This is a genomic window from Serratia sp. ME47, from assembly GCF_903970925.1.
GTDB lineage: Bacteria > Pseudomonadota > Gammaproteobacteria > Enterobacterales > Enterobacteriaceae > Serratia > Serratia ureilytica.
Window position 1 is genome coordinate 1 of record NZ_CAJCKE010000001.1, and the last position, 24,954, is coordinate 24,954.

General features: G+C 59.3%; 25 protein-coding genes and 1 pseudogene. 18 read left to right on the forward strand and 8 right to left on the reverse strand.

The annotated features are described in order from the left end of the window. The 5 genes from trpD to H7A77_RS00025 all read left to right on the forward strand — a co-directional run. Window positions 1-546, forward strand: a 546-nt coding sequence (trpD, locus tag H7A77_RS00005) for an anthranilate phosphoribosyltransferase (RefSeq protein WP_182073652.1), incomplete at its 5' end; no start/stop codon positions are given. Between the two features lie 3 nt (window positions 547-549). Continuing rightward, window positions 550-1,911 carry a bifunctional indole-3-glycerol-phosphate synthase TrpC/phosphoribosylanthranilate isomerase TrpF gene (trpCF, locus tag H7A77_RS00010; RefSeq protein ID WP_089191876.1) on the forward strand — a complete coding sequence of 454 codons (1,362 nt, stop codon included), beginning with the start codon at window positions 550-552 and terminating at the stop codon, window positions 1,909-1,911. Between the two features lie 26 nt (window positions 1,912-1,937). Beyond that, complete coding sequence (gene trpB, locus H7A77_RS00015) at window positions 1,938-3,143, forward strand: tryptophan synthase subunit beta (protein ID WP_170852993.1); 1,206 nt, start codon at window positions 1,938-1,940, stop codon at window positions 3,141-3,143. Next, window positions 3,143-3,949 (forward strand): tryptophan synthase subunit alpha, encoded by an 807-nt coding sequence (gene trpA / locus H7A77_RS00020; protein ID WP_047574957.1) that lies wholly within the window; start codon window positions 3,143-3,145, stop codon window positions 3,947-3,949. The genes trpB and trpA overlap by 1 nt, the downstream gene beginning before the upstream one ends. A 218-nt stretch (window positions 3,950-4,167) precedes the next feature. Beyond that, window positions 4,168-4,482, forward strand: coding sequence for a BON domain-containing protein (locus tag H7A77_RS00025; protein WP_046898934.1), 315 nt, complete (start codon window positions 4,168-4,170; stop codon window positions 4,480-4,482). Between the two features lie 44 nt (window positions 4,483-4,526). Here H7A77_RS00025 and ompW read toward each other — a convergent pair whose 3' ends face one another. Beyond that, window positions 4,527-5,159, reverse strand: coding sequence for an outer membrane protein OmpW (gene ompW / locus H7A77_RS00030; protein ID WP_099785823.1), 633 nt, complete (start codon window positions 5,157-5,159; stop codon window positions 4,527-4,529). 286 nt (window positions 5,160-5,445) lie between these two features. On the opposite strand from ompW, the gene H7A77_RS00035 reads away from it, so the two are divergent. After that, complete coding sequence (locus H7A77_RS00035; RefSeq protein WP_108680878.1) at window positions 5,446-5,886, forward strand: YkgJ family cysteine cluster protein; 441 nt, start codon at window positions 5,446-5,448, stop codon at window positions 5,884-5,886. Window positions 5,887-5,920: 34 nt separating this feature from the next. After that, window positions 5,921-6,673: a YciC family protein gene (locus H7A77_RS00040; RefSeq protein WP_182073653.1), complete on the forward strand. Its 753-nt coding sequence runs from the start codon at window positions 5,921-5,923 to the stop codon at window positions 6,671-6,673. Between the two features lie 50 nt (window positions 6,674-6,723). On the opposite strand, the gene H7A77_RS00045 is transcribed toward H7A77_RS00040, so the two are convergent. Continuing rightward, window positions 6,724-8,427, reverse strand: coding sequence for a SulP family inorganic anion transporter (locus tag H7A77_RS00045; protein ID WP_033643279.1), 1,704 nt, complete (start codon window positions 8,425-8,427; stop codon window positions 6,724-6,726). A gap of 221 nt (window positions 8,428-8,648) precedes the next feature. On the opposite strand from H7A77_RS00045, the gene H7A77_RS00050 reads away from it, so the two are divergent. Further along, a complete protein-coding gene (locus H7A77_RS00050; RefSeq protein ID WP_033643280.1) occupies window positions 8,649-9,188 on the forward strand; it encodes a septation protein A in 540 nt (179 codons plus the stop codon). 76 nt (window positions 9,189-9,264) lie between these two features. Further along, window positions 9,265-9,693, forward strand: coding sequence for an acyl-CoA thioester hydrolase YciA (gene yciA, locus H7A77_RS00055; protein WP_004932085.1), 429 nt, complete (start codon window positions 9,265-9,267; stop codon window positions 9,691-9,693). Between the two features lie 70 nt (window positions 9,694-9,763). On the opposite strand, the gene tonB is transcribed toward yciA, so the two are convergent. Continuing rightward, a complete protein-coding gene (gene tonB, locus H7A77_RS00060; RefSeq protein ID WP_182073654.1) occupies window positions 9,764-10,507 on the reverse strand; it encodes a TonB system transport protein TonB in 744 nt (247 codons plus the stop codon). 235 nt (window positions 10,508-10,742) lie between these two features. Then, on the reverse strand, window positions 10,743-11,396 hold the full coding sequence (locus H7A77_RS00065) for an epoxyqueuosine reductase QueH (protein WP_033643282.1): 654 nt from the start codon (window positions 11,394-11,396) through the stop codon (window positions 10,743-10,745). A gap of 175 nt (window positions 11,397-11,571) precedes the next feature. Here H7A77_RS00065 and H7A77_RS00070 point away from each other — a divergent pair, with 175 nt between their 5' ends. Beyond that, window positions 11,572-11,868, forward strand: a complete 297-nt coding sequence (locus H7A77_RS00070; RefSeq protein ID WP_182073655.1) for a YciI family protein — start codon at window positions 11,572-11,574, stop codon at window positions 11,866-11,868. A 109-nt stretch (window positions 11,869-11,977) separates the two neighbouring features. Here the strand turns inward: H7A77_RS00070 and H7A77_RS00075 are convergent, their stop codons facing one another. Then, entirely contained in the window at window positions 11,978-12,805 is an 828-nt protein-coding gene (locus H7A77_RS00075; RefSeq protein ID WP_255443838.1) for a LysR family transcriptional regulator, read from the reverse strand. A 118-nt stretch (window positions 12,806-12,923) separates the two neighbouring features. Between H7A77_RS00075 and H7A77_RS00080 the strand changes: the two genes are divergently transcribed. Further along, window positions 12,924-13,883 (forward strand): DMT family transporter, encoded by a 960-nt coding sequence (locus H7A77_RS00080; RefSeq protein ID WP_182073657.1) that lies wholly within the window; start codon window positions 12,924-12,926, stop codon window positions 13,881-13,883. 37 nt (window positions 13,884-13,920) lie between these two features. Here H7A77_RS00080 and H7A77_RS00085 read toward each other — a convergent pair whose 3' ends face one another. Continuing rightward, entirely contained in the window at window positions 13,921-14,922 is a 1,002-nt protein-coding gene (locus H7A77_RS00085; RefSeq protein ID WP_033643286.1) for a LacI family DNA-binding transcriptional regulator, read from the reverse strand. A gap of 71 nt (window positions 14,923-14,993) precedes the next feature. After that, window positions 14,994-15,548, reverse strand: a complete 555-nt coding sequence (locus tag H7A77_RS00090) for a D-lyxose/D-mannose family sugar isomerase (RefSeq protein ID WP_182073658.1) — start codon at window positions 15,546-15,548, stop codon at window positions 14,994-14,996. Between the two features lie 228 nt (window positions 15,549-15,776). Here H7A77_RS00090 and H7A77_RS00095 point away from each other — a divergent pair, with 228 nt between their 5' ends. The 5 genes and pseudogenes from H7A77_RS00095 (at window position 15,777) to H7A77_RS00115 (ending at window position 21,930) form a co-directional block, all read left to right on the forward strand. Then, window positions 15,777-16,811, forward strand: coding sequence for an NAD(P)-dependent alcohol dehydrogenase (locus H7A77_RS00095; protein ID WP_042784692.1), 1,035 nt, complete (start codon window positions 15,777-15,779; stop codon window positions 16,809-16,811). Window positions 16,812-16,815: 4 nt separating this feature from the next. Beyond that, window positions 16,816-18,333 (forward strand): xylulokinase, encoded by a 1,518-nt coding sequence (gene xylB / locus H7A77_RS00100; RefSeq protein WP_182073659.1) that lies wholly within the window; start codon window positions 16,816-16,818, stop codon window positions 18,331-18,333. Beyond that, window positions 18,327-19,834: pseudogene (locus H7A77_RS00105) on the forward strand (sugar ABC transporter ATP-binding protein). The gene xylB and the pseudogene H7A77_RS00105 overlap by 7 nt, the downstream one beginning before the upstream one ends. Before the next feature lie 17 nt (window positions 19,835-19,851). Then, window positions 19,852-20,889 (forward strand): ABC transporter permease, encoded by a 1,038-nt coding sequence (locus tag H7A77_RS00110; protein WP_033650230.1) that lies wholly within the window; start codon window positions 19,852-19,854, stop codon window positions 20,887-20,889. Between the two features lie 33 nt (window positions 20,890-20,922). Beyond that, the gene (locus H7A77_RS00115; protein WP_182073660.1) at window positions 20,923-21,930 is read left to right on the forward strand and encodes a substrate-binding domain-containing protein; all 1,008 of its coding nucleotides are present in this window, start codon (window positions 20,923-20,925) and stop codon (window positions 21,928-21,930) included. Window positions 21,931-22,073: 143 nt separating this feature from the next. On the opposite strand, the gene H7A77_RS00120 is transcribed toward H7A77_RS00115, so the two are convergent. Next, window positions 22,074-22,637, reverse strand: a complete 564-nt coding sequence (locus H7A77_RS00120) for a TetR/AcrR family transcriptional regulator (RefSeq protein WP_042784698.1) — start codon at window positions 22,635-22,637, stop codon at window positions 22,074-22,076. Between the two features lie 127 nt (window positions 22,638-22,764). Here H7A77_RS00120 and smfY point away from each other — a divergent pair, with 127 nt between their 5' ends. Next, window positions 22,765-24,237 (forward strand): multidrug efflux MFS transporter SmfY, encoded by a 1,473-nt coding sequence (gene smfY / locus H7A77_RS00125; protein WP_072627535.1) that lies wholly within the window; start codon window positions 22,765-22,767, stop codon window positions 24,235-24,237. 200 nt (window positions 24,238-24,437) lie between these two features. After that, entirely contained in the window at window positions 24,438-24,929 is a 492-nt protein-coding gene (locus H7A77_RS00130) for a Dps family protein (protein ID WP_182073661.1), read from the forward strand. Window positions 24,930-24,954: the final 25 nt, after the last annotated feature.

The following is a 24,954-nucleotide window of genomic DNA, read 5'->3' on the forward strand; positions in this document are numbered from 1 at the left end:
CCGCAGTACCACACCGGCTTCCGTCACGCCATGCCGGTACGCCAGCAGTTGAAGACCCGCACGCTGTTCAACGTGCTGGGCCCGCTGATCAACCCGGCGCGTCCGCCGCTGGCGCTGATCGGCGTTTACAGCCCGGAACTAGTGCTGCCGATCGCCGAAACCCTGCGCGTGCTGGGCTATCAGCGCGCGGCGGTGGTTCACGGCGGCGGCATGGACGAGGTGGCGATCCACGCCCCGACGCACGTGGCGGAATTGAACAACGGCGAAATCTGCAGTTATCAGCTCACGCCGCAGTCCTTCGGATTGGAAACCTATCCGCTGGAGGCCTTGCTGGGCGGCACGCCGGAAGAAAACCGTGACATTTTGGCGCGGCTGTTACAAGGTAAAGGCGAGCCGGCGCACGCCGCGGCGGTCGCGGCCAACGTCGCGTTGCTTCTGAAGTTATTCGGACATGAAGACCTGCGCCAAAATGCGCGGCAGGCACTGGATATGATCAACAGCGGGCAGGCTTATGAGCGTGTCATCGCACTGGCGGCAAGAGGATAAATGATGCAGGAAACCGTGCTACACAAGATTGTCCGCGACAAAGCGCAATGGATCGCGGCGCGACAACAGCAACAGCCCCTGGCCGGCTTTCAGAATGACATCGTACCGAGCGAACGCAGCTTCTACCACGCGCTGCAGGGCACCCGTACGGCTTTCATTCTCGAATGCAAGAAGGCCTCGCCTTCCAAGGGGCTGATTCGCGAGAACTTTGATCCGGTGGAGATCGCCACGGTCTATAAAGATTTCGCCTCGGCGATCTCGGTGCTGACCGACGAGAAATACTTCCAGGGCAGCTTTGATTTCCTGCCGCTGGTGAGCAAAACCGTCAGCCAACCGGTGTTGTGCAAAGACTTTATCATCGACCCGTATCAGATTTACCTGGCGCGCTACTATCAGGCCGACGCTATCCTGCTGATGCTGTCGGTGTTGACCGACGAACAGTACCGCCAGCTGGCGGCGGTGGCCCACAGCCTCAATATGGGCGTGCTGACCGAAGTGATCAGTGAAGAAGAGCTGCAGCGGGCGATCGCGCTGGAAGCGCGCGTGGTCGGCATCAATAACCGCGATCTGCGCGATCTGAGCATCGATCTGGACCGCACCCGGCAGTTGGCGCCGCGCGTGCCGCATGGGGTGACGGTAATCAGCGAGTCGGGCATCAACAACTACGGGCAGATCCGCGAGCTCAGCCACTACGCCAACGGTTTCCTGATCGGCAGCGCGCTGATGTCGGAACCCGATCTGCGCGCCGCCGTGCGCCGCGTGATCCTGGGCGACAATAAAGTGTGCGGTCTGACTCGCCCACAGGACGCCGCCGCCGCGTATCAGGCCGGCGCCATCTACGGCGGATTGATTTTCGTCGGCCGCTCGCCGCGCTATGTGGATATCGTCCGCGCCCGCGAAGTCATTTCCGGCGCGCCGCTGAAGTACGTCGGCGTCTTCTGCGACGCCCAGCTTGATACCGTGGCGCTGACCGTGGAGCGCCTCGGTCTGCAGGCGGTGCAACTGCACGGCGCGGAGGACCAGGCCTATATCAGCGCCCTGCGCGCCCGCTTGCCGGCCGATTGCCGCATCTGGAAAGCGCTGAGCGTGAAAGAACGGGTGCCGGCGCGCGATCTGCAGCATGTCGATCGCTATTTGCTGGACAACGGCGCAGGCGGCACCGGCCAACGCTTCGACTGGTCGGTATTGCAAGGCGAAGATCTGACTAACGTGATGCTGGCGGGCGGTCTGCGCGCCGACAACTGCGTCGAAGCGGCCAAGCTCGGCTGCGCCGGTCTGGACTTCAATTCCGGCGTGGAAAGCGAACCGGGCATCAAGGATCCCGCGCGCCTGGCCTCGGTCTTCCAAACCCTGCGCGCTTACTGAATACGGCTCTACATTAATAACGGATAATGACGGGAACTCTCATGACGCTGCTTAACCCCTACTTCGGCGAATTTGGTGGTCAATACGTACCGCAAATTCTGATGCCGGCCCTGAAACAACTCGAAGAAGCCTTTGTCAGCGCTCAGCGCGATCCGGCGTTTCAGGCGGAATTCATCGATCTGTTGAAGAACTACGCGGGCCGCCCTACGGCGCTGACGCTGTGCAAAAATCTCACCGCCGGCAGCAACACCAAGCTCTATCTGAAGCGGGAAGATCTGCTGCACGGCGGCGCGCACAAGACCAACCAGGTACTGGGCCAGGCCCTGCTGGCCAAGCGCATGGGCAAAACCGAGATCATCGCGGAAACCGGCGCCGGCCAACACGGCGTCGCGTCGGCGCTGGCCTGCGCGCTGCTCGGCCTGAAATGCCGCATCTATATGGGCGCCAAAGACGTTGAGCGTCAGTCGCCGAACGTGTTCCGCATGCGGCTGATGGGCGCGGAAGTGATCCCGGTGCACAGCGGCTCCGCCACCCTGAAAGACGCCTGCAACGAAGCGTTGCGCGACTGGTCCGGCAGCTATGAAACCGCGCACTACATGCTCGGCACCGCCGCCGGCCCGCATCCGTACCCGACTATCGTGCGTGAATTCCAGCGCATGATCGGCGAAGAAACCAAAGCGCAGGTGCTGGAGCGCGAAGGCCGTCTGCCGGATGCGGTCATCGCCTGCGTCGGCGGCGGCTCCAACGCCATCGGTATGTTCGCCGACTTTATCGATGATGCCGATGTCGGGCTGATCGGCGTGGAACCCGCCGGTTTGGGCATCGAGACCGGCCAGCACGGCGCGCCGCTCAAGCATGGCCACGTCGGCATCTATTTCGGCATGAAGGCGCCGATGATGCAGACCGCCGAAGGCCAGATTGAAGAATCCTATTCAATCTCCGCCGGGCTGGACTTCCCGTCCGTCGGGCCGCAACACGCCTACCTGAACAGCACCGGTCGCGCCGAATACGTGTCGATCACCGACGACGAAGCGCTGGAAGCGTTCAAGGCGCTGTCGCGCCATGAAGGCATCATCCCGGCGCTGGAATCCTCACACGCCCTGGCGCACGCGCTGAAAATGATCCGTGAAACGCCGCAAAAAGAGCAAATCCTGGTGGTCAACCTGTCCGGCCGCGGCGACAAAGACATATTTACCGTTCACGACATTTTGAAAGCACGGGGAGAAATCTGATGGAACGTTATCAGCAACTGTTCACGCGTCTGGAAAGCAGCAAGGAAGGCGCCTTCGTCCCGTTCGTGACGCTGGGCGATCCTAATCCGGCGCTGTCGCTGCAGATTATCGACACCCTGATCGAAGCCGGCGCGGACGCGCTGGAGCTGGGTATCCCCTTCTCCGACCCGTTGGCGGATGGCCCAACCATCCAGAGCGCGACGCTGCGTGCCTTCGCCGCCGGCGTTACGCCGACCCAGTGTTTCGAGCTGCTGGCGGCCATTCGTCAGAAGCACCCGACCATTCCCATCGGCCTGCTGATGTACGCCAATTTGGTGTTCCATAAGGGCATCGATGCCTTTTACCAACGCTGTGCGGAAGTGGGCGTGGATTCGGTGCTGGTCGCCGACGTGCCGTTTGAAGAATCGGCACCGTTCCGTGCCGCGGCCGTGCGCCACGGTATCGCGCCCATCTTCATTTGCCCGCCGAACGCCGACGACGATCTGCTGCGAGAGATCGCTTCACACGGTCGCGGCTACACCTACCTGCTGTCGCGTTCCGGCGTCACCGGCACCGAAAGCCGGGCGCAGTTGCCGCTGCATCACCTGGTGAACAAACTGCGCGAGTATCACGCCGCGCCGCCGCTGCAGGGCTTCGGCATCTCCGAGCCCGAGCAGGTGAAGGCTGCGCTGCAGGCCGGCGCCGCCGGCGCCATCTCCGGATCGGCAATCGTCAAAATCATCGAACGGCACCATGCCAACCCGGCGGAAATGCTGACCAAGCTGGCGGCCTTCGTCAGCGCGATGAAGCACGCGACCCGCGCGTGATCCCCTTCGGCGAGCGCCTTGCCGGCGCTCGCTTTAACAGCTTGTTTCCCCTCAAAGTTTGTTCTATTTATTTACAGCAAAAATTTGAACAAACCCGCGTCTTGTCTCACAATAAACATTGTTCGCTATGCATTTCTTCATTTGATTTGGGGAATGCGCTCGCTGCGGCGAAAAAACCGCATCGAATTTCAACCATAACATTGCATGGAGAGTAATTTATGAAGCTGTTTAAAACCCTTTCGGCCTTGTGCATGGCAGCCGTTGTGGCGGTCGCGGTGAGCGCTTGCGCACCGACGGCGAAATCGGAGGGAACAGGCGGTTATATCGATGACACCGTGATCACCACCAAAGTGAAATCGGCGCTGCTGGCGGATAAAAACATTAAGTCGCGCGAAATCAGCGTGGAAACCTTTAAAGGACGCGTGCAGTTGAGCGGCTTCGTGACGTCAAGCGATGACGCCAACCGTGCGGTGCAGGTCACACGCGGCGTGGCCGGCGTGAAATCTGTTGAAAACGTCATGCAGGTTAAATAATACCGACACAGGGAGGCGCAATGCCTCCCTGTTTGCGGCCTTCATCAGAAGCGGTAACCCGCCCCAAACATAAACACCCACGGATCCAACCGCGTATCGAAGCTGTGGTGCCCACCGCTCGCGTCGTTGAAACGCGTTTTGGTTTCGATGTTCATCCACCACACCGACATGTTCAGCATCCAGTGCTCATCCAGGTTGTAATCCAGACCGGCCTGCGCCGCCACGCCCCAGGAGTCTTTCAGATCGAGGTTGCTCAACCCGGCGCTTTTGCCGTAGTCGTTGAACTTCTCGTCGAAGAAAGTGGTGTAGTTAACGCCGACGCCCAGATAAGGACGCAGTTTGTCCTGCTTGTCGCCGAAGTAGTATTGCGCCATCAGCGTAGGCGGCAGTTGATGAACGGTCGCCAGATCGGTGCCGCCCAGGGTAACCTTGTGGCGGAACGGTGTCGCGGCCAACAACTCAACGCCGATGTTGTCCGTCACCATATAACCGAAGGTCAAACCGAGCTGGGTATTGTTTTTCGCATCCAGCGATCCCAAACCCAATACGTTGTCCGAGCCCGCATTTGGACGCACCGTCGCGGTGCCCGCACGGAACAGGAAATCACCGGCCTGATGCGCACTTGCCAACATAGGCGCCATCATCGTCGCCAATACCACCAGAGTTGTCTTTTTCATTATCCATTCCATTTGTGTGGTTAATCTCTCGAGGGGGAATATACCTACTTTCGGGTATTTGTGATCCCATCGAGATCACATCTTATGTGTAAAATTTTAAAATCCCACCAAAAACAAGGTTACCTAACCGCTTAATAAATCAAGGATTGATCTGCATCAAAAAAACGATTTTGTTGCAAATTATCTACATGTTCAAATTTCAGTTGCGGAAAAAAATACGGCTGAGGTAATTTCATCTTCCGTGTTGGTTTTGGTTGGTGCCGTGAGGAGTCGGCGGGCAATCAAGATGAGCGAAATCCTTAATCCCTGTGTCAGCTGCGGCGCATGCTGCGGTTATTTTCGAGTGTCATTCTATTGGGCCGAAGCCGAAGACGGCGGCGGCGCCGTTCCCCTTTCCCTGACGGAGCCTCTGACCCCGTTCCTGCGCTGCATGCAGGGGACCAACAGCAAGTCTCCGCGCTGCACCGCGCTGGACGGCGAGATTGGCAAAGCCGTGTCGTGCTCGATTTATCTTAATCGGCCCAGCCCGTGCAGAGAGTTCGATCAGTCCGGTGAAAACGGCCTGCGCAACGAAGCCTGCGATCGCGCTCGAGAACGCTACGGCCTGCCCCCCTTGCCGGTGCCCTTGCCGCTGTCGTTGCCTGAGACGACGATCGTTGAAGAAATAGACGTAGTGCAATTCGCGGGGTGCCACAGCGGCGTGGAACAGGGTACAATCACCCACTGATTTATCTCTGTTTTCTCGACGCCAAGGAGTCTGCATGCCTATCACGGCCAACGCTTTGTACCGTGACAGTTTTAACTTTTTACGCAATCAACTGGCCAGCATCCTGATGCTGGCGCTGTTGACGGCGTTTATCTCGGTGCTGCTGAACCAAGCTTTCAGCCCCGATGCCGAACAGTTGGCGACGCTGGCCGCCTCCACCAGCGATTTCGCGTCGTCGACCGGCATGGGCATTCAGGACGTGATCCAGCAGATGACGCCGGAACAGCAGATGGTGTTGCTGAAAGTGTCGGCCGCCGCCACGTTCTCCGCGCTGGTCGGCAACGTGCTGCTGGTCGGTGGGATGCTGACGTTGATCCGTCTGGTGTCTCAGGGGCAACGCACCAGCGCCCTGCGCTCGCTCGGCGCCTCGGCGCCCGATCTGCCGCGCCTGCTGCTGCTGCTGTTTATCTGCACCTTGCTGATCCAGCTCGGTCTGACGCTGTTCGTGGTGCCGGGCGTGATCATGGCTATCGCCTTCGCGTTGGCGCCGGTGATCGCCTCCGTCGACAAGAAAGGCGTCTTCGCTTCACTCAAGCTGAGCAGCAAATTGGCCTTCGCCAATGCGCGCGTGATTGTGCCGGCGATGATGCTGTGGTTGGCGGCCAAGCTGCTGGTGCTGTTTTTAGTGAGCCATCTGTCAGTGCTGACGCCGAACGTGGCCAGCGTCGTGCTGACCGCGTTAAGCAACCTGGTCTCCGCCCTGCTGCTGATCTATCTGTTCCGTTTGTATATGCTGCTGCGCGGCTGACGCCGGCGCAACAAATGCCCAGGGGCACGCTTCGGCGCGCCCCTTTTTGTTTACCCCACCGCGGCGGCTTCCGCCTGTTCCTTACTCTGAATCAGCTTCAGCGCCAGATACAGATCCGGCACCAAAATCAGCTCCTTGTCCCGCCCCAACCGATTGATGCGGAACCAGCGCGTCAGTTCAGTGCGGCGCCCGGCCAGCACCAGTTTGACGTTACGCTGCAACAGATCGCGTTTCAGTTCGTCGATGGCCGCCAGCACGCTGATATCGGCATGGGTAAAGCTGGCCACCGCGTCCACCACCACCCAGCGCGGCTGGAATGGCGTACTGTCGACCAAATTGAGAATGCGGCGTTTGAAGTAGGCCACGTTGAAGTAGGTCAGCGGCGAATTGAAGCGATACATCATGACGCCGGGCACCGCCTTCACCCCATTGTTGTTGCCCATAGAATGGATCATGCCTTCGTCGTTAACGCCCAGCAGCTGTTCCGTCGGCCGAAAGACGGTGTGCAGAAACTGCATCAGCCCCAGCAACACCGCCAGCCCGATGCCGCTGATCACCCCGACCAACAAGACGCTGAGGAAGGTAAATATCGCCAGGCGGAAAGCCTGCGCGTTGCGGCGGCGCAAGATCCAGATGCCGCGAAAATCCAGCAGCGACCAAGCCGCATACATCAGCACCACGCCCAATCCCGCCACCGGAATAAACTGCAGCGGCGCCATCAGGAACAGCAAGACGAAAGCGATCACCGCGGCGGCGATGATCGACACAAGCTGGCTCTTGCCGCCGTTGGCGTCATTCACCGCGGTGCGCGAATCCGCCCCGCTGATGGCGAAGCCTTGCGACAATGCGGAGACGATATTCACCATCCCCAGCGCGCGAAACTCAGCGTCAGCGTTGACCTCATAGCCATTTTTGGCCGCGAAACTGCGGGCGGTCAGCATCATGCTGACAAAGCTCACGACCGCCAGGTTGAGCGCCGGGATCACCATGTCGCGCAGCAGCCCGGGCTGAAAGTCCGGCCACTGGACGATCGGTAACACGCCGCTGAAACCGCCCACCGTCACCACGCCATACTGCTGCAATCCGCCCGCCCAGGTGACGAACGCCGCCAGCACGATGGCGAACAGCGGCGCCGGCCAGTTAGGCCGCCATTTTTTAAATCCGAGCAGCGTCACCAGCGTCAACAAGGACACCGCCATCGTCAGCCAGTCGCTGTGCAACAGGTTGGCCGGCAGCGCGTAGATGCGCTCGATCAGCTGCGCCGGGCGCACTGTGAACCCCAACACCTTGCCGATCTGATCGACGATGATGGTCAGCGCCACGCCGTTCAGCAGCCCGCTGAGGATCGGCCGCGACAACAGATCCGCCAGCGCCCCCAGCTTGAACCGGCTGGCCAACAGGCACCAGCCGCCCATCATCGCGGTCATCATGATGGTCAACTGCCAATGGCGTTCCATATTGCCCGCCGCCAGCGGCGTCACCACCGCGGCGATCACCGCACAGGTGGCGGCATCGGGCCCGACGATCAGCTGGCGTGACGAACCGAACAGCGCATAGGCCACCATCGGCAAGATACAGGAATAAAGCCCCACCACCGGGCTAACCCCGGCCAGTTCGGCATAGGCGATGGCCACCGGCAAGGCGACGGCGGCGACGGAAAGACCGGCGCGCATATCCGGTTTGAGCCAACTGCGTTGATAGCCCAATAAATGCGTCAAACCAGGCGTCAGGGCCTGGAGAGATTTCCACTGCATGCTGTTTTCCGCGGTAAATTATCTGGTTATTATGGCACTTACTATGCGATCTGCGGCCAGCGCTGGCAATGCGTCCGTGCTTTCTTGCGTAAGTTTATGCAAATTCCTGCTTTCGCGGCAGAAATCCGCCGGCCAAACGCCGATAATCGGCAGCGCCCGGCGGTACACAGAACTCGCCGAATCCGGTATAGTCGGCCGATGAACAGATGATGGATTGATTTATGAAGCAGTTTCTTGATTTCCTCCCGTTAATTGTCTTTTTCGCTTTTTACAAGCTGTACGACATTTACGTCGCTTCCGGCGCATTGATCGTCGCCACCGCGCTGGCGCTGGTGTTCACCTGGGTGAAATACCGCAAGGTCGAGAAGATGACGCTGATCACCTTCCTGATGGTGCTGGTGTTCGGCACCCTGACGCTGGTGTTCCACAACGATTTATTCATCAAGTGGAAAGTGACGGTGATTTACGCGCTGTTCGCGCTGGCGCTGCTGATCAGCCAGTGGGTGCTCAAAAAGCCGCTGGTTCAGCGCATGCTGGGCAAAGAGCTGACGCTGCCGGACAAAGTGTGGAGCAACCTCAACCTGGCCTGGGCCCTCTTCTTCCTGGCCTGCGGCCTGGCGAACATCTATGTCGCCTTCTGGCTGCCGCAAAGCGTCTGGGTCAATTTCAAAGTCTTTGGCCTGACGGTGCTGACGCTGGTATTCACCCTGCTCAGCGGCATCTATATTTACCGGCACATGCCGGCAGAACAGAAAAAATAGTTACAAATTTGTTAATGCCTGCGGCGCTTGCCGCGGGCAGTATGATGTGATTCCCTCCTTTTAAAAGCAGACTGCTATGACACAACAACGACCTTTACCCAGCGGCGAGCTGGTGCTGCGCACGCTGGCGATGCCGGCCGATACCAATGCCAACGGCGATATTTTCGGCGGCTGGCTGATGTCGCAAATGGACATCGGCGGCGCCATCCAGGCAAAAGAGATCGCCGAGGGGCGCGTAGTGACGGTACGCGTAGACGGCATGACCTTCCTGAAACCGGTGGCGGTAGGCGACGTGGTTTGCTGCTATGCGCACTGCATCCGCACCGGGCGCAGCTCGATCACCATCAATATCGAAGTGTGGGTAAAGAAAGTCTCCTCCGCCCCAATCGGCCAACGCTACCGGGCGACCGAAGCGGTGTTCACCTACGTGGCGGTCGATGCGGAAGGCAACTCGCGCGCGCTGCCTGAGGGTAAAATGAATTTCCGCGTCGGCTTCGAAGAGTAACCCTGCGGCTGCGCCGCAAATGCAAAAAGGGTCGCCGAGGCGACCCTTTTTTTCTTGGCGCAAACCGAAATCAGTTCATTTCGGTGGTGCCGTTCAGCTTGAAACGAATATTGACGATAAGATCCTTCGCTTCTTTGGCTTGATACCGCCATTTGCGCAGCGCCTGTTTCACTTCTCGCTCGAACATGTTGCGCGGCTCAGCCGACAAGATGCGCACGTTGGTCACACGGCCATCGCTGTCGACATCGAACTGCACCCGCACGTTGCCTTCGATCTGCAAGGCTCTGGCGCGCGGCGGATAAATCGGTTCCGCACGGCTGATCGGTTTTGGCCCGACCTCGCGCGAGTTGCCCTGTACCGGCGCGGCGGGCGCTTGTTTCACCGGCGCTTTATCGATCGGTTTGGCCGGCGAGTCGTTATTGAACGGCGAAGGCTCGCGCGGCTCGACCTTCTTCGGCTCCGGTTTCACCGGTTTTTCTACCTTCGGCTTTGGCTTGGGCTTCGGTTTCGGCTTGACCGGCTCCGGTTTCACAATCGCCTTCGGCGGCGGCTCCACAATAGGTTCTGGTTCAGGTTCCGGCTCAGGTTCCACCTGCGGCGGCTCCGGTTCTGCCGGAGCAGGCGGCGGCGGTTCAGCCATCGCGACGGTGTTGACCATCATGACGCTGATCGGCGCCTCTTCAGGCTTTGGCAGCTCAACCACTTCTTTTACCGAAGCGTAAAGCAGTCCCGCCACCAGGGCGCTGTGCAGGCCTACGGACAGGACGAAAGGCACGGATATACGGCGATTAAGGAACATCTTTTTTAGCGGCATAATGATTCTGTTTCCTCTGGTTCGCCAAGTTTAAATGCAAATAGCAATCATATTCAATAACGAAAGGCAAACTATCGCTTTAATCGTCAGTCTCCGCGGCGAAAACCAGCAAACTCATAAGGATATTAACCTGAACGTTGCTTTTTTACCGCCGAATCAACACGCTTCGTTAACGTTCAGACGGCGCTAAAAAATAAAAAACCCGCCGTAGCGGGTGGATTGCGGTGATTAAGCGTTATTCTTCATCACCATAGTAGAGCACGCCCAGTTTGATCAGCGGCCGCCCTTGCGCTTTGCGGTGCAGGTTGGTGTCGCGCAGCGAATAGACGCAGCCGCAGTATTCCTGCTGATAGAAGCGTTCGCGCTTGCTGATCTCTATCATGCGGGCCGCGCCGCCCTTCTTGCGCCAGTTGTAATCCCAATACACCAGATCGGGATACTTTTCCGCCGCCCGAATGCCGCAGTCGGTAATCTGCTGCATGTTCTTCCAGCGCGAGATGCCGAGCGAGCTGGAGATGGTGTCGTAACCGTGCTCATGCGCATACAGCGCCGTGCGCTCAAAACGCATGTCGAAGCACATGGTGCAGCGAATGCCGCGCTCCGGCTCATGTTCCATGCCCTTGGCGCGTTCGAACCAGTTGTCGGTGTCATAATCGGCATCGATGATCGGCACCCCGTGCTTTTCGGCGAAACGGATGTTCTCTTCCTTACGCAGCAAATACTCTTTTTGCGGGTGAATGTTGGGGTTATAGAAGAAAATAGCGTACTCGATGCCGGACGCCTGGATCGCTTCCATCACCTCGCCGGAACAGGGCGCACAGCAAGAATGCAGCAGCAGTTTGCTTTTGCCCGCAGGCAAATCGAGTTTTTCCCTTACCAGTTCCGTCATGTCCTCACCTCAATGGCATATCTGTTTAAGCGCGCCGCACTATACGAATAAAAAGTAGCGGCTTCAAGGCATAAGCGCCAATCCCCCCATAAATTCACCGCGCGCCGTTCCCCTGCCGCGCCTTTTGCGCTAACTTGGTAGCACCGTTTTATAGCCATGATTTTACAGGTGAAATATGCTTTATCTGATCTACGCGCAAGACGTTCCCCACTCACTGGGAAACCGTCTGGCGGTGCGCCCGGCACATCTGGCGCGCCTGCAGGCGCTGCGTGATGCCGGCCGTCTGGTGGTCGCCGGCCCCAACCCGGCCATCGACAGCAACGATCCCGGCGCCGCCGGCTTCACCGGTTCAACGGTGATCGCCGAGTTCGCCTCACTGGCGGAAGCCCAGGCCTGGGCGCAGCAGGATCCGTACGTCGCCGCCGGCGTCTACGCCGACGTGACGGTGAAGCCGTTCAAACAGGTGTTCTGATCTCCAGCCCTCCGAATACCGGGAACGCCCCGCTATACGGCGTTTCCGGCGCTAGCCACACCTCAGCGTCACCGTCGCGCTCGGTTCGTCTTCCCCGCGCGGTCGATATTCATGTTCCGCCCCTGAAATACTCACCGATAACGCTTTCCAGCATCGCCACAGCCGATTGACCGGCGGCAGCGGCAGAGCGCAGCAGCTGCACTTCGTGCGGAGCGACCGACGGCAATTCGTCGAGGATCCGCATCGCCGTCGTCACGCGTGCGCGGTCGAGCAGCGTGACGGCCAATCCTGCCTCGACGGCGGCAGCCACCACGCTGGCCGAAGGACTGCTCACAACCACTCGCCAATGCCTTCCCGCCCCGCTCAATGCATCGATCATAGCCTCTCGGTAAGGGCAATCGGCGGCATGCAACGCCAATGGTATCGGTTGGGCCATATCCAGCGCCAACCGGCGGCCGCCAACCCAAACCGGCGCAGTCACCGCAAGCGGCATCTGGCGCAGTCCCCCCATCGGCAGCACCGCCAACGCCAGCTGTAGCCGGTTGCGTCCGATCTGTTCAACCAACGCCTGGCTGGCGGCCGTAGACACCTCCAGCATCACCGCAGGAAAACGGGTGGCAAACGCCGGCAGCACATCGCGCATGACATGTGATGCGTATTCATCAGGCACTCCCAGCTTGATGTGCCCACTCAGCGGTGCGCCCTGCAGCTCACGCAGAATATCGTCGTGGGCATTCAACAGCCCGAGCGTCGAGGCCAGCAGTTTGTCGCCTAAGGGCGTCAACACGACGGACTGATTGTCGCGCTCCAGCAAGCGGCCGCCCACGACCTGTTCCAGACGCTGAATATGAACGCTCACCGCGGCTGGGCTGCGATGAACAAAGGCCGCCGCCGCACGAAATTGCCCCAAACGGGCGATGGCGTGAAAAGTGCGCAAAAGATTAATGTCCAGGGTTGGCCGCATGGTTTAACTCCATTAAACAACTGAACGAAAATTATTCGATTTATTAAATTATAGCGGCTCACTACCCTTGGGGAAAAAGGAGAAGATCACCATGCCCCTGTCAGAATTTCGTCCACCTGCCTGCCGCGATAAGGTGGGCGACAAAGCCGCCGTCTGGTTGCCGGCCGCGGAAGTCCTGCTGATCGTCGCCTGGAGCTCGGGCTTTGTCGGCATCCGTTTCGCCGCCGATTACGCGCCGGTGTTGCTGGTGGCGTTCTGGCGCTGTGTCGTGGTCGCTTTACTGCTGATGCCGTTTAGCCTTCACGCCATCAGGCGCTCCTCGCCGCAGTCGGTAGCCGCTCACGCCGGGATCGGACTGCTCGCCATGACCGGATACCTGACCGGCGTCAGTAAAGGCATCGAGTACGGCGTGCCGACCGGGTTGGCCGCGCTCATCGCCGATTTGCTCCCTCTCGGCACCGCACTCTTGAACATGCTGTTTCAACGCCGGCAGCCCGATGGCCGCGTCTGGCTCGGCCTGGCATTAGGCTCCCTCGGGGTAATATTGGCGACGGGCGGTGCTATTTCCTGGGGAAGTGCGCCATTGTGGAGCTACCTGTTGCCGCTGGCGGGGATGCTGTCACTGGCACTGGCGACGCTGTGGCAGCAACGGCTGCCGCAGGCGCAAGCGGTGAGCCTGCCCGCCAGGTTGGGGATACAAAGCGCGATTTCAGCGCTGGCTTTTGCCCCACTGGCAGGCGCAGAAAGCCCGCTGCTGCCAACCATGACGACAGGGTTGGTTATCGGCGTGCTTTGGACCGCGCTTTTGGCCACCCTGGCCGGTTACGGTTTGTATTGGTTCTGCCTTAGGCATACCTCTGCATTGCGTGTGACGAGCCTGCTGTTCCTCAGCCCCTTCGTCACCTTCTGCTGGGCAGGGTTAATGTTCGATGAGCCCCTTTCCTGGCCCATGCTGCTGGGCGCAGCAACGGCGGGGAGCGGCTTGTGGCTGCTTATCCGCCCCCCGATGAGGGGCCGGACTGAACGCGCTGAAATGAATAATGGCAGATAAGGTTAACGGAGATGCCGGCTACACGTTGCCGGCACCGTTACACGACGAGTTTTCCCCGTACCACCACCTTGCCCGGTTTTATCTCGGGATCGGCAATACGGCGGATCGCCAGATTCAACGCTTGCCAGGCGATCTCTTGCAAGTCGTGTGACACACAGGGGAAATGGAAACCGTAGATCTCGGCATGTGAAACCTCATCGATGCTGAACAACGACACGTCCTGCATCAACGGCAACCGATGTTCGATACAGGCCTTGATGATGCCCAGCGAGATCTGGTTATTGCAGCCGACGAAAAAATCGGGGGCGGGGTTATTGGCCAGCCAGCGGCTCGTCTCTTGCCAGGCGACATCCATAAAGAAATCGGCATACCGCACGTCGAGCGAAGCCACCTTCCCTTGCAATGCCGCCTGCAAGCCAGTGACCCTGTCACGCGCAACGTTGGAATTCTCCGGCCCGGAGATCACCACCACCCGCTGCGCCTGCTGTTCCAGAAGCCAACGCCCCGCCTGAAGGCCGCAATCCAGATTATCAATATACACCCCGCTGCAGTGGTGACTCTCCAATTCCCGATCGATCAACACCACCGGTATATTGAGCGTTTCCAGACGTTTGAGGTAGGAAGGGCGGTACAGATGATCGTTGGAAATGACAGAGAGAATAATCGCATCGACGTTGTAGCCAATGAGTTTGTCGATGATCCTGTCTTCGCTTTCCTGAGACTCATAGGAGTCGAACACCAGCGTGTCGTACCCCATCTTTTGCGCTTCAAGCGTCATCAGACGCGTCAGGCCGCCAAAAAATGGGTTGGCCATGTCGGGGTTGACGATGCCAATGGTTCTGCTGCTTTTCGCCCGCAGATTGCGCGCCGCGGCATTGACCACGTAACCGAGTTCGGCGGCGGTCTCCCGAATTCTCCTCAACGTTTCCGGATGAACCTTGTCCGGCTGTGAAAATGCCCGCGAAGCGGTTATTTTGCTGACGTTCGCCTGTGCGGCGACGCTAGCCAGCGTCGCTTTCCGTCCTCGACCCACGGCCAAATGCAGCTCCTTAGCTTTAAGATATCATTTTGTATCATTCCCGGCATCATGACAGAACTTTGTTCTTGGCGCTAATGGTTTACGCCGGCAAGACGGTTAATTCGCGGATCGGTAAAAATATCCAGCTCGTCACGGCTCTCGGAAGAGAACTCGGACACCACCGCGCCCTGCTTCCCCGCCTGAAACCAGTGACGGGTATTGGGCGCAATGGTGTATTGTTCCCCCGGCCGCAAGAGGATATAGCGATGACAGGTATACCACTGCTCCGCGCCCTCCGGCACCCGGCATACCGGTTGGCCGCCGCGATCGTTGGGCGCCAGGTTTTCATCATCGACAAACAAAAACACCTCTCCCCAACGGCAACGGAACGTCTCTTGCTTGCCGGGCGTGCCGGCAAAGGGAGGGTGTAAATGTTCCGGGCAAGTCTGCCCAGGAAACAGCACCAGCTCTTTCGCGCAATACCGAGGTGAGTTGACGTAGGTCAGCAGCTGCAATCCGGACACGGGATAGTCGGCCAGACCAAACGTCGCAATTTCAATGCGTTGCTGTTCTTCTTCGGTCAAGATAATGTCCGCCTGGCGCAAATACTCCAGCGTAGCGGCTCTGGCGCTTTGTTGTTTGTTCATCATTCCCCCGGCAAAGTAACGGTATCGATATCAACAGGCCGATATTAAAACCGTCATTGCCACGCCGATTTTGTGACCACCGTCGCTATATTGAATAACAACCCGCCAGCAAAATTAACTCTCGTCGAGTAATTCCAACATTGATCACAGTTTAACCACCCGCATTAGCTCACTATCGCCGCACTGGAATGATACCGTTACCATAAAAATGATTCACCAGGAGGCAATATGAAAGCATTAGTGCTGGCCAAAGCGGGGGAAATCGCTATCGAGGATGTCCAACTGGCCGAAACGCTGGGGCCCGACGATGTACAGATAAAAATTCATTCCGTGGGCATCTGCGGCAGCGATGTGCACTATTACCAGCATGGCCGCATTGGCCCGTTTGTGGTCAAAGCCCCGATGGTGCTCGGCCATGAGGCCGCCGGCGTGGTGCTCGCGACAGGTGAAAACGTCACTCACCTCAGCGTCGGCGATCGCGTTTGCATGGAGCCCGGCATTCCCGACCTCAACTCGGCGCAGACGCGCGCCGGGATTTACAACCTGGACCCCGCCGTTCGCTTCTGGGCGACGCCGCCGGTGCACGGCTGTTTGCGCGAAACCGTCATCCACCCCGCCGCATTCACGTTCAAACTGCCGGACAACGTCAGTTTCGCTGAAGGCGCCATGGTTGAACCCCTGGCCATCGGCATGCAAGCGGCCACCAAAGCCGGGATCAAACCCGGCGATATCGCGCTGGTGATCGGCGCTGGGCCGATCGGCGTGGTCACCGCCCTCGCGGCGCTGGCGGGTGGCTGCTCGGACGTCATTATCTGCGACCTGTTTGACGAGAAACTCGCCGTGGCGGCCAGCTATGAAGGGCTGCACGCCGTCAATATCAAAACCGGCGACCTGGCGGGTAAAGTGGCTGCGTTCACCAGCGGCAATGGCGTCGATATCGTGTTTGAATGCAGCGGCGCAAAACCGGCTATCGCTACGCTGGCCGAACATGCGGCGCCAGGGGCGACCGCCGTGCTGGTCGGCATGCCGATCGACGCCGCGCCGATGGATATCGTCGCCGCGCAGGCCAAGGAAATCACCTTCAAGACCATTTTCCGCTACGCCAACATGTATCCGCGCACGCTGCGGCTGTTGAGCAGCGGCAAATTGCGCGTCCAACCGTTGATAAGCCAAACCTACAAATTCTCCGACAGCGTGGCCGCCTTCGAGCGCGCGGCGGCGGGACATGCCTCGGACATCAAAATCATGCTGGAAATGGAGTGATCCTATGGCGCTCTATGCTGGCATAGACTGCGGTACGCAAGGCACGAAAGTCGTGATTGTCGACAGCACACAGGGCGTGATCCTCGGTGAGGGCAGCGCCCCTCACCGCCTCATCAGCCAAGCCAATGGCCGGCGCGAACAAGAGGCCGACTGGTGGATTGAGGCGTTGGTCACCGCGTTTCATCAAGCCGTGACTAACGCCGGTATTGATGCCGGGGAAATTAACGCTCTCGGGGTCTCGGGCCAACAGCATGGATTTGTGCCGCTGGACGCAGATGGCAACGTGCTGCACAGCGTCAAGCTGTGGTGCGATACCGAAACCGCGGAGGAAAACGAACTGCTGCTGCAGCGGCTCGGCGGCGCCAAGGGCTCGCTGGACAAGCTCGGCTTGCGGCTCGCCACCGGTTATACCGCGTCAAAAATCCTTTGGTTCAAGACGCACCATCCGGCGCTCTGGGCAAAACTGCACACCGTGCTGCTGCCGCATGATTATTTGAACTTCTGGCTGACCGGGGAGCGTGTAGCGGAATATGGCGATGCTTCCGGCACCGGGCTGTTCGATGTGCGCGCCCGTAGCTGGAGTCAAGCCGCCGTCAATCTGATCGATGACAGCGGCCGTTTATGGCATGCCCTGCCGCCGCTCAAAAGCGCGGAATGCTGCATCGGCACGGTGCGCCCCTTCGCGGCGGAAAAGCTCGGCCTTGGCCCGGCAGTTCGGGTCTCGACCGGCGGCGGCGACAACATGATGGCGGCCATCGGTTCCGGCAACATCGAGGCCGGCACCGTTACCCTAAGCCTGGGCACCTCCGGCACGCTATTCGCCTGGTCCGCCGCGCCCGTCGTGGCGGAATCCGACATGATTGCCGGTTTCTGCTCCAGCACCAACGGGTGGCTGCCCTTGATATGCACCATGAATGTCACCTCGGCCACCACGGCCATGCAGACGCTGCTGGACGAAGATCTTGACGGCTTTAACCGCTTATTGGCGCAGGCGGCGCCGGGTGCCGGCGGCGTCGAGATGCTGCCGTTCTTCAACGGCGAACGCGTTCCCCCGCTGCCCCACGCGCGCGCCAGCCTGCATAACCTCGATAGCGACAATTTTACTCGCGCCAATCTCTGCCTGGCGGTGGTTGAAAGCGCCACCTACGGCCTGCGCTATGGCATCGAGCTGTTTCGCCGCCAGGGCATCGAAACGCGCGAGATCCGCCTCACCGGCGGCGGCGCCCGCAGCGTCGCCTGGCGACAAATCGTCGCGGACGTGATGGGGTGCCCGGTGGTCTGCCTGAATGTCAAAGAGACCGCCGCGCTGGGCGGCGCCATTCAAGCGATGTGGGCGACGTCGTTGGCCGATCGCCCGCACCAGAACGCCACCGGGCTCTTGGCAGAACTGTGCCAACGCTTCGTTTCCCTGGATGAAGCCACGCGCACGACGCCAAACGCCGACAGGCAAACGCAATACGAGACGCTTTATCAACGGTACCTGCAGCGTTTGCAGCGGACATACCCGGAGGTTCAATCGTGACGCGAGATCCCCATACGCAAGCCCCTGCCTACCTGCTGGAAGTCAGCGGCGTCAGGAAAGCCTTTGGCCCGGTCGTGGCGCTCAAGAACGCCGAGTTTTGCCTGCGGCGCGGATCCATCCATGCCCTGTGCGGCGGCAACGGCGCGGGGAAATCCACCTTTCTCAGCATTCTGATGGGCTTTATTCAACCCGATGGCGGCGACATTTTTATCAATGGCCAACGCTGTGAATTTCATCATCCCCGGGAAGCCCTCAATGCCGGCATCGCCATCGTGCAGCAGGAGCTGAGCGCGATCCCGGACCTGACGGTGGCAGAAAACATTTGGCTGGGCCGCGAGCCGAGACGCCTGGGTTTCGTCGACTTTGCGACGCTCAACCAACGCACCACCCGTCTGCTCGAGGAACTTGATTTCAAGATCGACGCCCGAGAAAAAAGCGCAACCTGAGCGTCGCCGAGCAGCAACTGGTCGAGATCGCCAAAGCGCTGTCGCACGCCAATGCCGACATCATCATCATGGATGAACCCACCTCGGCGATTGGCGAAGAGGATGCGCAAAAAATCTTTCAGACGCTTCAGCAACTGGCGGCGAAAGGTAAAGGCATTATCTACGTCTCCCACCGTTTGTCCGAGATATTCCAAATCGCGGACAGCTACACCATTTTCCGCGATGGCGCCTATATCCATGAAGGCTATATCGCCGACATTACCCGCGAGCAGTTGATCGAACACATTATCGGCGGCGAGTACGACAGCGAGTTCGCCAAGTTCAATCAACCCGGCGAAGAGGTCTTGCTGGAGGTCAACGGCCTGTGTTGGCGCAGCAAGATAAAGGATATCAGCCTGCAGCTTAAGCACGGTGAGATCCTGGGCATCTACGGCCTGGTGGGATCGGGCCGCAGCGAGTTTCTCGATCTTATCTTCGGCATTCAGCATGCCGACGCCGGCACGATTCGCTTGGGCGACAAGACGCTGAACCGCCATTCCCCGCGAGAGGCCATCGATAGCGGCATTGCCTACGTGACGGAAGATCGCAAGGAAACCGGCCTGGTGCTGTGCCGTTCCGTCAGTGAAAACATCAATATCGCCTCTTTTGCCGGCATCAGCCGAATGGGGTTCGTCAGCGAGAAACGGGAGCAGGCGCGAACCCGCGACATGATCCAGCGCTTTAACGTTAAAACCCACGATGGCGAACAGCCCGTGGGCAACCTGAGCGGCGGCAACCAGCAAAAAGTGGTGCTGGGCCGCTGGGCGCTGCTGGATCCGGAGGTTTTGCTGCTCGACGAACCGACGCGCGGTATCGACGTCGGCGCCAAGAAAGAGATCTATCGATTTATGTCGGAGTTCGCCTTGCAAAACAAAGGGATCATCATGGTTTCCTCCGAGCTTTCGGAAATTATCGGCATGAGCGATCGCATCCTGGTGTTTCGTGACGGGCAGTTGGCCGGCGAGCTTTCGGCAGCCGATGCGACTCAGGCAGCACTGATGAAACTTGCGGTTTAACAGAGAGAGAAAAACAAATGAGCAGCGCCCACTCCTTATCACCAGGAATGTCATTTTTCACCCGCAATAAGCGCCGTATGCACAAATACGGCATTATCATCGCCTTCTTCGCGCTGTGCCTGATCGTGGCGCTGATTGGCGAATATCAGGTCGCCCAGGGGGCCTGGAGCAGCAATTATTTTCTCAGCAATGAAAACACCCTGATCGTACTGCGCCAGGTCTCGATCAACGGCATTCTGGCGATAGGCATGACCTTCGTCATCATCACGGCAGGCGTCGATCTCTCCGTCGGCTCGGTGCTGGCGTTAAGCGGCATCGTCGCCGCCCGCTTCGCCACCAACAATAGCGGATTGGCTATCGGCGATACCGCGACCGCCGTTATGGCGCCGCTGATCGTGGCGCTGGGGATCGGCATCGTCTGCGGCCTGGTGAACGGCACCGTGTTGGCTCGCTACCGGCTGCAGCCGTTTATCGTCACCATGGGCATGCTCTCCGCGGCGCGCGGGTTAACCATGTTGACCACCAACGGCAATCCGGTATCGCAATTGAACAGCGATTTCCGCTGGTTAGGCAATGGCTACCTCGGCGGCGTTCCGGTGCCGGTCATCATCTTCATCGTGCTATTCGCCCTCGCCTGGCTCGTGCTGAATAAAACCCTCTTCGGGCGCTACATCTACGCCGTCGGCGGCAACCCGAAAAGCGCGCGCACCTCGGGAATTAACGTCACGCGCATCAAAATACTGGTGTATACGCTGTGCGGCGCGCTGGCCGGCATCGCCGGCCTGATCCTCACCGCGCGCACCGGTTCGGCGCAAACCAACGCCGGCGCTGGGTATGAGCTGGACGCCATCGCGGCGGTGGTGATCGGCGGCACCAGCATGGCCGGCGGCGTCGGTACGCTGGTCGGCACCTTCTTCGGCGTGCTGATTATCGGGGTGATGAATAACGGCCTCGATCTGCTCGGCGTGCAATCGTATTACCAACAAATTATCAAAGGCGCATTGATCGTTCTTGCCGTCTTGCTCGACCCATCGCGTAAGCAACAGCGCGATTAATAACATCAGACCCAACTCTACCAGGAGAAAACCATGAATAAGACCAAGATAGCGTTGTTTGCCTCTGCCATGCTGTTCGGCAGCCTGTCGGCGGCTCAGGCCGCCCCGGTTAAAATCGCGGTATTGATGTACGGCAACAAAGCCGAGTTCGTGCAATTGATGGAAAGGTTCGGGAAAGAACACCCGGCGGTGAAAAGCGGCGAAGCGGTGCTGACCTTCTACGATGGGCGTTATGATGCATCGGTGCAAAACGATCAGGCCGCCACCGCTATCCAAACGCGCGCCGATGCCATTATCGTCAACCCGATGGATTTTGAGGCCAATATCGATATCGTCACTAATGCCAACGAAGCCAAAATCCCGGTGGTGGTCACCAACGCGCGCCTGAACACGGACGCGATGACGTCTGAAGTGGTGTCTAATGACGAGCTGGGCGGGTATCTGGAAGCCAAAGCCGTACTGGACAAACTCGACTGCAAGAACCAGAAGGTGAACGTGGTGATTATCGAAGGCCCGAAAGGCGGCAGCGGCGAGATCCAGCGCGGCAAAGGCAATGATAAAGCGATTGCCGAGTGCGGCGCCGGCCAGGTGACCGTGCTTGAACGTAAAACGGCCAACTGGTCACGCGCTGAAGCGCAGCCGCTGATGGAAAACTGGCTGCAGAAACACCGGGGCAAAATCAACGGCGTGATTGGCCAGAACGACGAGATGGCGCTGGGCGCCATCGAAGCGATTAAAGGGGCCGGCCTGAACGTGAAAGACTTTGCCATTGCGGGCGTCGACGGCGTTTCCGACGCGATTCATGCGGTGCAGGCCGGTGAAATGGTCTCTATCCTGCAAGATGCCAAAGGCCAGATGCAGGGTTCCATCGACGTCGCGCTGCGCGCCGTGAAAGGGGAACGTTATCAACCACAGTCGGATATCTGGAAACAGTACGCCAAAGATCTGAAATGGGAGGGCGGCACGCAGAAGCATTATTATATTCCGTGGACCGTCGTCACCGCAGAGAATGCCCAGCAACTGTTGGACGCGCGCAAGTAATGTCCGGCGCCCCCTGCCCTCAGGGGGCCTTTGCTCCGAAGCTTGCCGCAGGCAAAAAAAAAGCCAGCACGGAGGGGCTGGCTAAAAAGTTCTTCGAGGGAATATCTTGTGCGATAAACATACGCCTTTCGCCGCACGCTTTACTAGCTATCAGTGCGATAGGCGCTGCCCGTTAAAATCAACGCCTGCATATCGGCGAACATCGTTTCCCATTCCGCCTGGCCGATATCCATCAAACCGAAATAACGCAGCATAAAGGCGCCTTCGGTGGCCAGAAACGCCAGCCGCGCGCGCTTACCCTCTTCGGTAGTCAAATCCAGCCCGGCGATGCGGCTGCGGTACCATTCGCGCGTGCTCGCCAGATGCTCCGGCGTTTGAATCAGCGTCGCCATCAACCCGGCGGCCTTGGCGCTGGCGGTCTGATCCGAACTTTGCGTCGCCAGCATATGCGCCCGCACGCCGGTCTGCGGCGAAGGATCGTCGCCGGCGATCTCCGCGAACAGCGTTTCATAGGCGCTGCCCCAGCGATCGAACATCGCGTCGATCAGGGCGTCTTTGCTGCCGAAGCAATACTGCACCCCGCCCTTGGAGATCCCCATCGCTTTGGCGACGGCGTCGATGGTCAAACCGGCGGCGCCCTGGGTGGCGACAATCTCTTCGGCGGTGTCCAAAACCTTGTCGCGATCGATGCTGCGTTGACGTCCCATTAAGAAACCCTTCTTTTCAATACGAACGTATGGATATATATTATCACCAGTATACCACCCGGCATCGCCGGAGGGTTACCGCAATGGCGGCGCCTTCGCGCCGCCCACGTAAACTGGATTATGACTTATGTACGCCAAGAACCGCTGGTTGATCCTGACGATGGTCGCCAGCGCCCTTTTCCTGATTGTTATCGACATGACGGTGCTCTATACCGCTCTGCCACGTTTAACCCAGGCGCTGGACGCCAGCGCCTCGCAAAAACTCTGGATCGTCAACGCCTACCCGCTGGTGGTCGCCGGGCTGCTGCCCGGCGCCGGCATGCTGAGCGATCGCGTCGGCCATAAGCGGCTGTTTCTCGCCGGGCTGCCGGTGTTTGCCGTCGCTTCGCTGTGCGCCGCCTTTTCGCCAACCGCCGAATGGCTGATCGCCGCACGGGTGTTCCTCGCCGTTGGCGCGGCAATGATGATGCCCGCCACGCTGTCCATCGTGCGCCACGTCTTTACCGACGAACGCGAACGCGCGCTGGCGATCGGCATCTGGGCCTCGGTGGCCTCGGGCGGCGCGGCCATCGGCCCGGTGGTCGGCGGCCTGCTGCTGGAGTATTTCTGGTGGGGATCGGTGTTCCTGATCAACGTACCGGTGGTGTTGCTGGTCTGGCCGCTGGCGTGGAAACTGATCCCCCGCTGCGGCGGCGATAACCCACGTCCCGCCGATATCGTCGGCTCGGTGCAGATCATGATCGGTCTGGTCGGCGCTATCTATGCGCTGAAGGAACTGAGTAAGCCGGCGCCTGACGTCAGCGCGTTGCTCGCAGCGGCCCTGATCGGCATCCTGTTCCTGGCGCTGTTCGTGCGTCGCCAGCAGCGCAGCGCCCACCCGATGATCGATTTCTCCCTGTTTCGCAACCGGCTGTTCGCCGGCGGCATCGGCGTGGCGCTGCTGTCGATGGTGGCCCTGATCGGCGTCGAGCTGGTGCTCAGCCAGCGATTGCAACTGGTGCTCGGCCTCAGTCCGCTGCAGGCGGCGCTGTTTATTTTGCCGATTCCGCTGGCCTCGGCGCTGGCGGGGCCGATGGCCGGTTTACTGTTGCCGCGCTATGGCGAACGCAGCATCATCCTCGGCGGTTTCGCCCTGACCGCCTTCGGCATCGCCGCCCTCGCCCTGTTGTATCAAAGCAGCATGGCGCTGCAGCTGGTGAGCCTGGCGTTGGTGGGCTTTGGTCTCGGCGGCGTGATCACCGCCGCGTCCACCGCCATCATGCTGAACGCGCCGGAGGAGAAATCCGGTATGGCGGCCTCTATCGAAGACGTCTCCTACGAGCTGGGCGGCGTACTGGGCGTGACGTTGCTCGGCGGGCTGATGACGGCGGTCTACAGCCATAGTCTGGCGCTGCCGGCGGAGCTGCCGGTCAGCGAGTTGGCCTACGACAGCATCGACGAGGCGTTGCGCCTGGCGGCCGGGATGGCGGCCGATCGCGCGCAGCAGCTGACGCAGTTGGCGCGTTTGGCCTTCGATCGCGCGTTTATCATGGTACTGATCGCCGCCGCGCTGTTAATGGCGCTGGGCGCCGGCGTGGTAAAACTGGCGCTGCGCAAGTAACCGATAAAAGCGGCTTTTTTCGCCTGCGGATCCTGCGTAAACTGATTCGGCAATTTGCTCGACGGATTTATCGTCATCGGTTTGAGCGATGGCAATGATGCCTGTTATCGTGTTTAACCCTGCGATAAATCCGGTTACTGTAACAGCTATGGAAATTGATTCTGTCTACCCTTGGAACGAATAATCAGGAGAAGATTATTATGGCAACGGCGAAGAAAGCAGCGAAAACCCATATCGGCCTCGACAGTAAACAATCGGCAAAACTCGCCGAAGCGCTAAATGCGCTGTTGGCGAATTATCAGGTGCTGTATATGAATGTGCGCGGCTATCACTGGAATATTACCGGCCCGCAATTCTTTGAGCTGCACGCGAAATTCGAAGAAACTTACAACGATCTGCTGACCAAGGTGGATGAGCTGGCGGAACGCATTCTGACGCTGGGCTCGCAGCCGCGCCACGCTTACAGCGACTATATGAAAACCGCCGATATCAAGGAACACACCAATGTGACCGATGATAAGGGCACGCTGCGCGGCCTGTTGGAAGGGTATTCAATCTTGCTGCAACAGCAGCGTGAACTGCTGACGGTCGCGGCGGACGCCGGCGACGAAGGCACCGCGTCGCTGATGAGCGATTACATCAAAGAGCAGGAAAAACAGGTCTGGATGCTCAACGCCTACCTCGGCAAATAAACCCAGGCGCCATAACAAAACAGTC

Bases quoted from the DNA above. Each gene is read 5' to 3' on its own strand.
- trpA (WP_047574957.1), top strand. From the start codon at position 3,143: ATGGAACGTTATCAGCAACTGTTCACGCGTCTGGAAAGCAGCAAGGAA.
- H7A77_RS00050 (WP_033643280.1), top strand. From the start codon at position 8,649: ATGAAGCAGTTTCTTGATTTCCTCCCGTTAATTGTCTTTTTCGCTTTT.
- H7A77_RS00035 (WP_108680878.1), top strand. From the start codon at position 5,446: ATGAGCGAAATCCTTAATCCCTGTGTCAGCTGCGGCGCATGCTGCGGT.
- H7A77_RS00095 (WP_042784692.1), top strand. From the start codon at position 15,777: ATGAAAGCATTAGTGCTGGCCAAAGCGGGGGAAATCGCTATCGAGGAT.
- H7A77_RS00115 (WP_182073660.1), top strand. From the start codon at position 20,923: ATGAATAAGACCAAGATAGCGTTGTTTGCCTCTGCCATGCTGTTCGGC.
- H7A77_RS00080 (WP_182073657.1), top strand. From the start codon at position 12,924: ATGCCCCTGTCAGAATTTCGTCCACCTGCCTGCCGCGATAAGGTGGGC.
- trpCF (WP_089191876.1), top strand. From the start codon at position 550: ATGCAGGAAACCGTGCTACACAAGATTGTCCGCGACAAAGCGCAATGG.
- H7A77_RS00040 (WP_182073653.1), top strand. From the start codon at position 5,921: ATGCCTATCACGGCCAACGCTTTGTACCGTGACAGTTTTAACTTTTTA.
- H7A77_RS00025 (WP_046898934.1), top strand. From the start codon at position 4,168: ATGAAGCTGTTTAAAACCCTTTCGGCCTTGTGCATGGCAGCCGTTGTG.
- H7A77_RS00070 (WP_182073655.1), top strand. From the start codon at position 11,572: ATGCTTTATCTGATCTACGCGCAAGACGTTCCCCACTCACTGGGAAAC.
- xylB (WP_182073659.1), top strand. From the start codon at position 16,816: ATGGCGCTCTATGCTGGCATAGACTGCGGTACGCAAGGCACGAAAGTC.
- H7A77_RS00065 (WP_033643282.1), bottom strand. From the start codon at position 11,396: ATGACGGAACTGGTAAGGGAAAAACTCGATTTGCCTGCGGGCAAAAGC.
- H7A77_RS00045 (WP_033643279.1), bottom strand. From the start codon at position 8,427: ATGCAGTGGAAATCTCTCCAGGCCCTGACGCCTGGTTTGACGCATTTA.
- trpB (WP_170852993.1), top strand. From the start codon at position 1,938: ATGACGGGAACTCTCATGACGCTGCTTAACCCCTACTTCGGCGAATTT.
- ompW (WP_099785823.1), bottom strand. From the start codon at position 5,159: ATGAAAAAGACAACTCTGGTGGTATTGGCGACGATGATGGCGCCTATG.
- H7A77_RS00090 (WP_182073658.1), bottom strand. From the start codon at position 15,548: ATGAACAAACAACAAAGCGCCAGAGCCGCTACGCTGGAGTATTTGCGC.
- H7A77_RS00120 (WP_042784698.1), bottom strand. From the start codon at position 22,637: ATGGGACGTCAACGCAGCATCGATCGCGACAAGGTTTTGGACACCGCC.
- yciA (WP_004932085.1), top strand. From the start codon at position 9,265: ATGACACAACAACGACCTTTACCCAGCGGCGAGCTGGTGCTGCGCACG.
- H7A77_RS00130 (WP_182073661.1), top strand. From the start codon at position 24,438: ATGGCAACGGCGAAGAAAGCAGCGAAAACCCATATCGGCCTCGACAGT.
- H7A77_RS00110 (WP_033650230.1), top strand. From the start codon at position 19,852: ATGAGCAGCGCCCACTCCTTATCACCAGGAATGTCATTTTTCACCCGC.
- smfY (WP_072627535.1), top strand. From the start codon at position 22,765: ATGTACGCCAAGAACCGCTGGTTGATCCTGACGATGGTCGCCAGCGCC.
- tonB (WP_182073654.1), bottom strand. From the start codon at position 10,507: ATGCCGCTAAAAAAGATGTTCCTTAATCGCCGTATATCCGTGCCTTTC.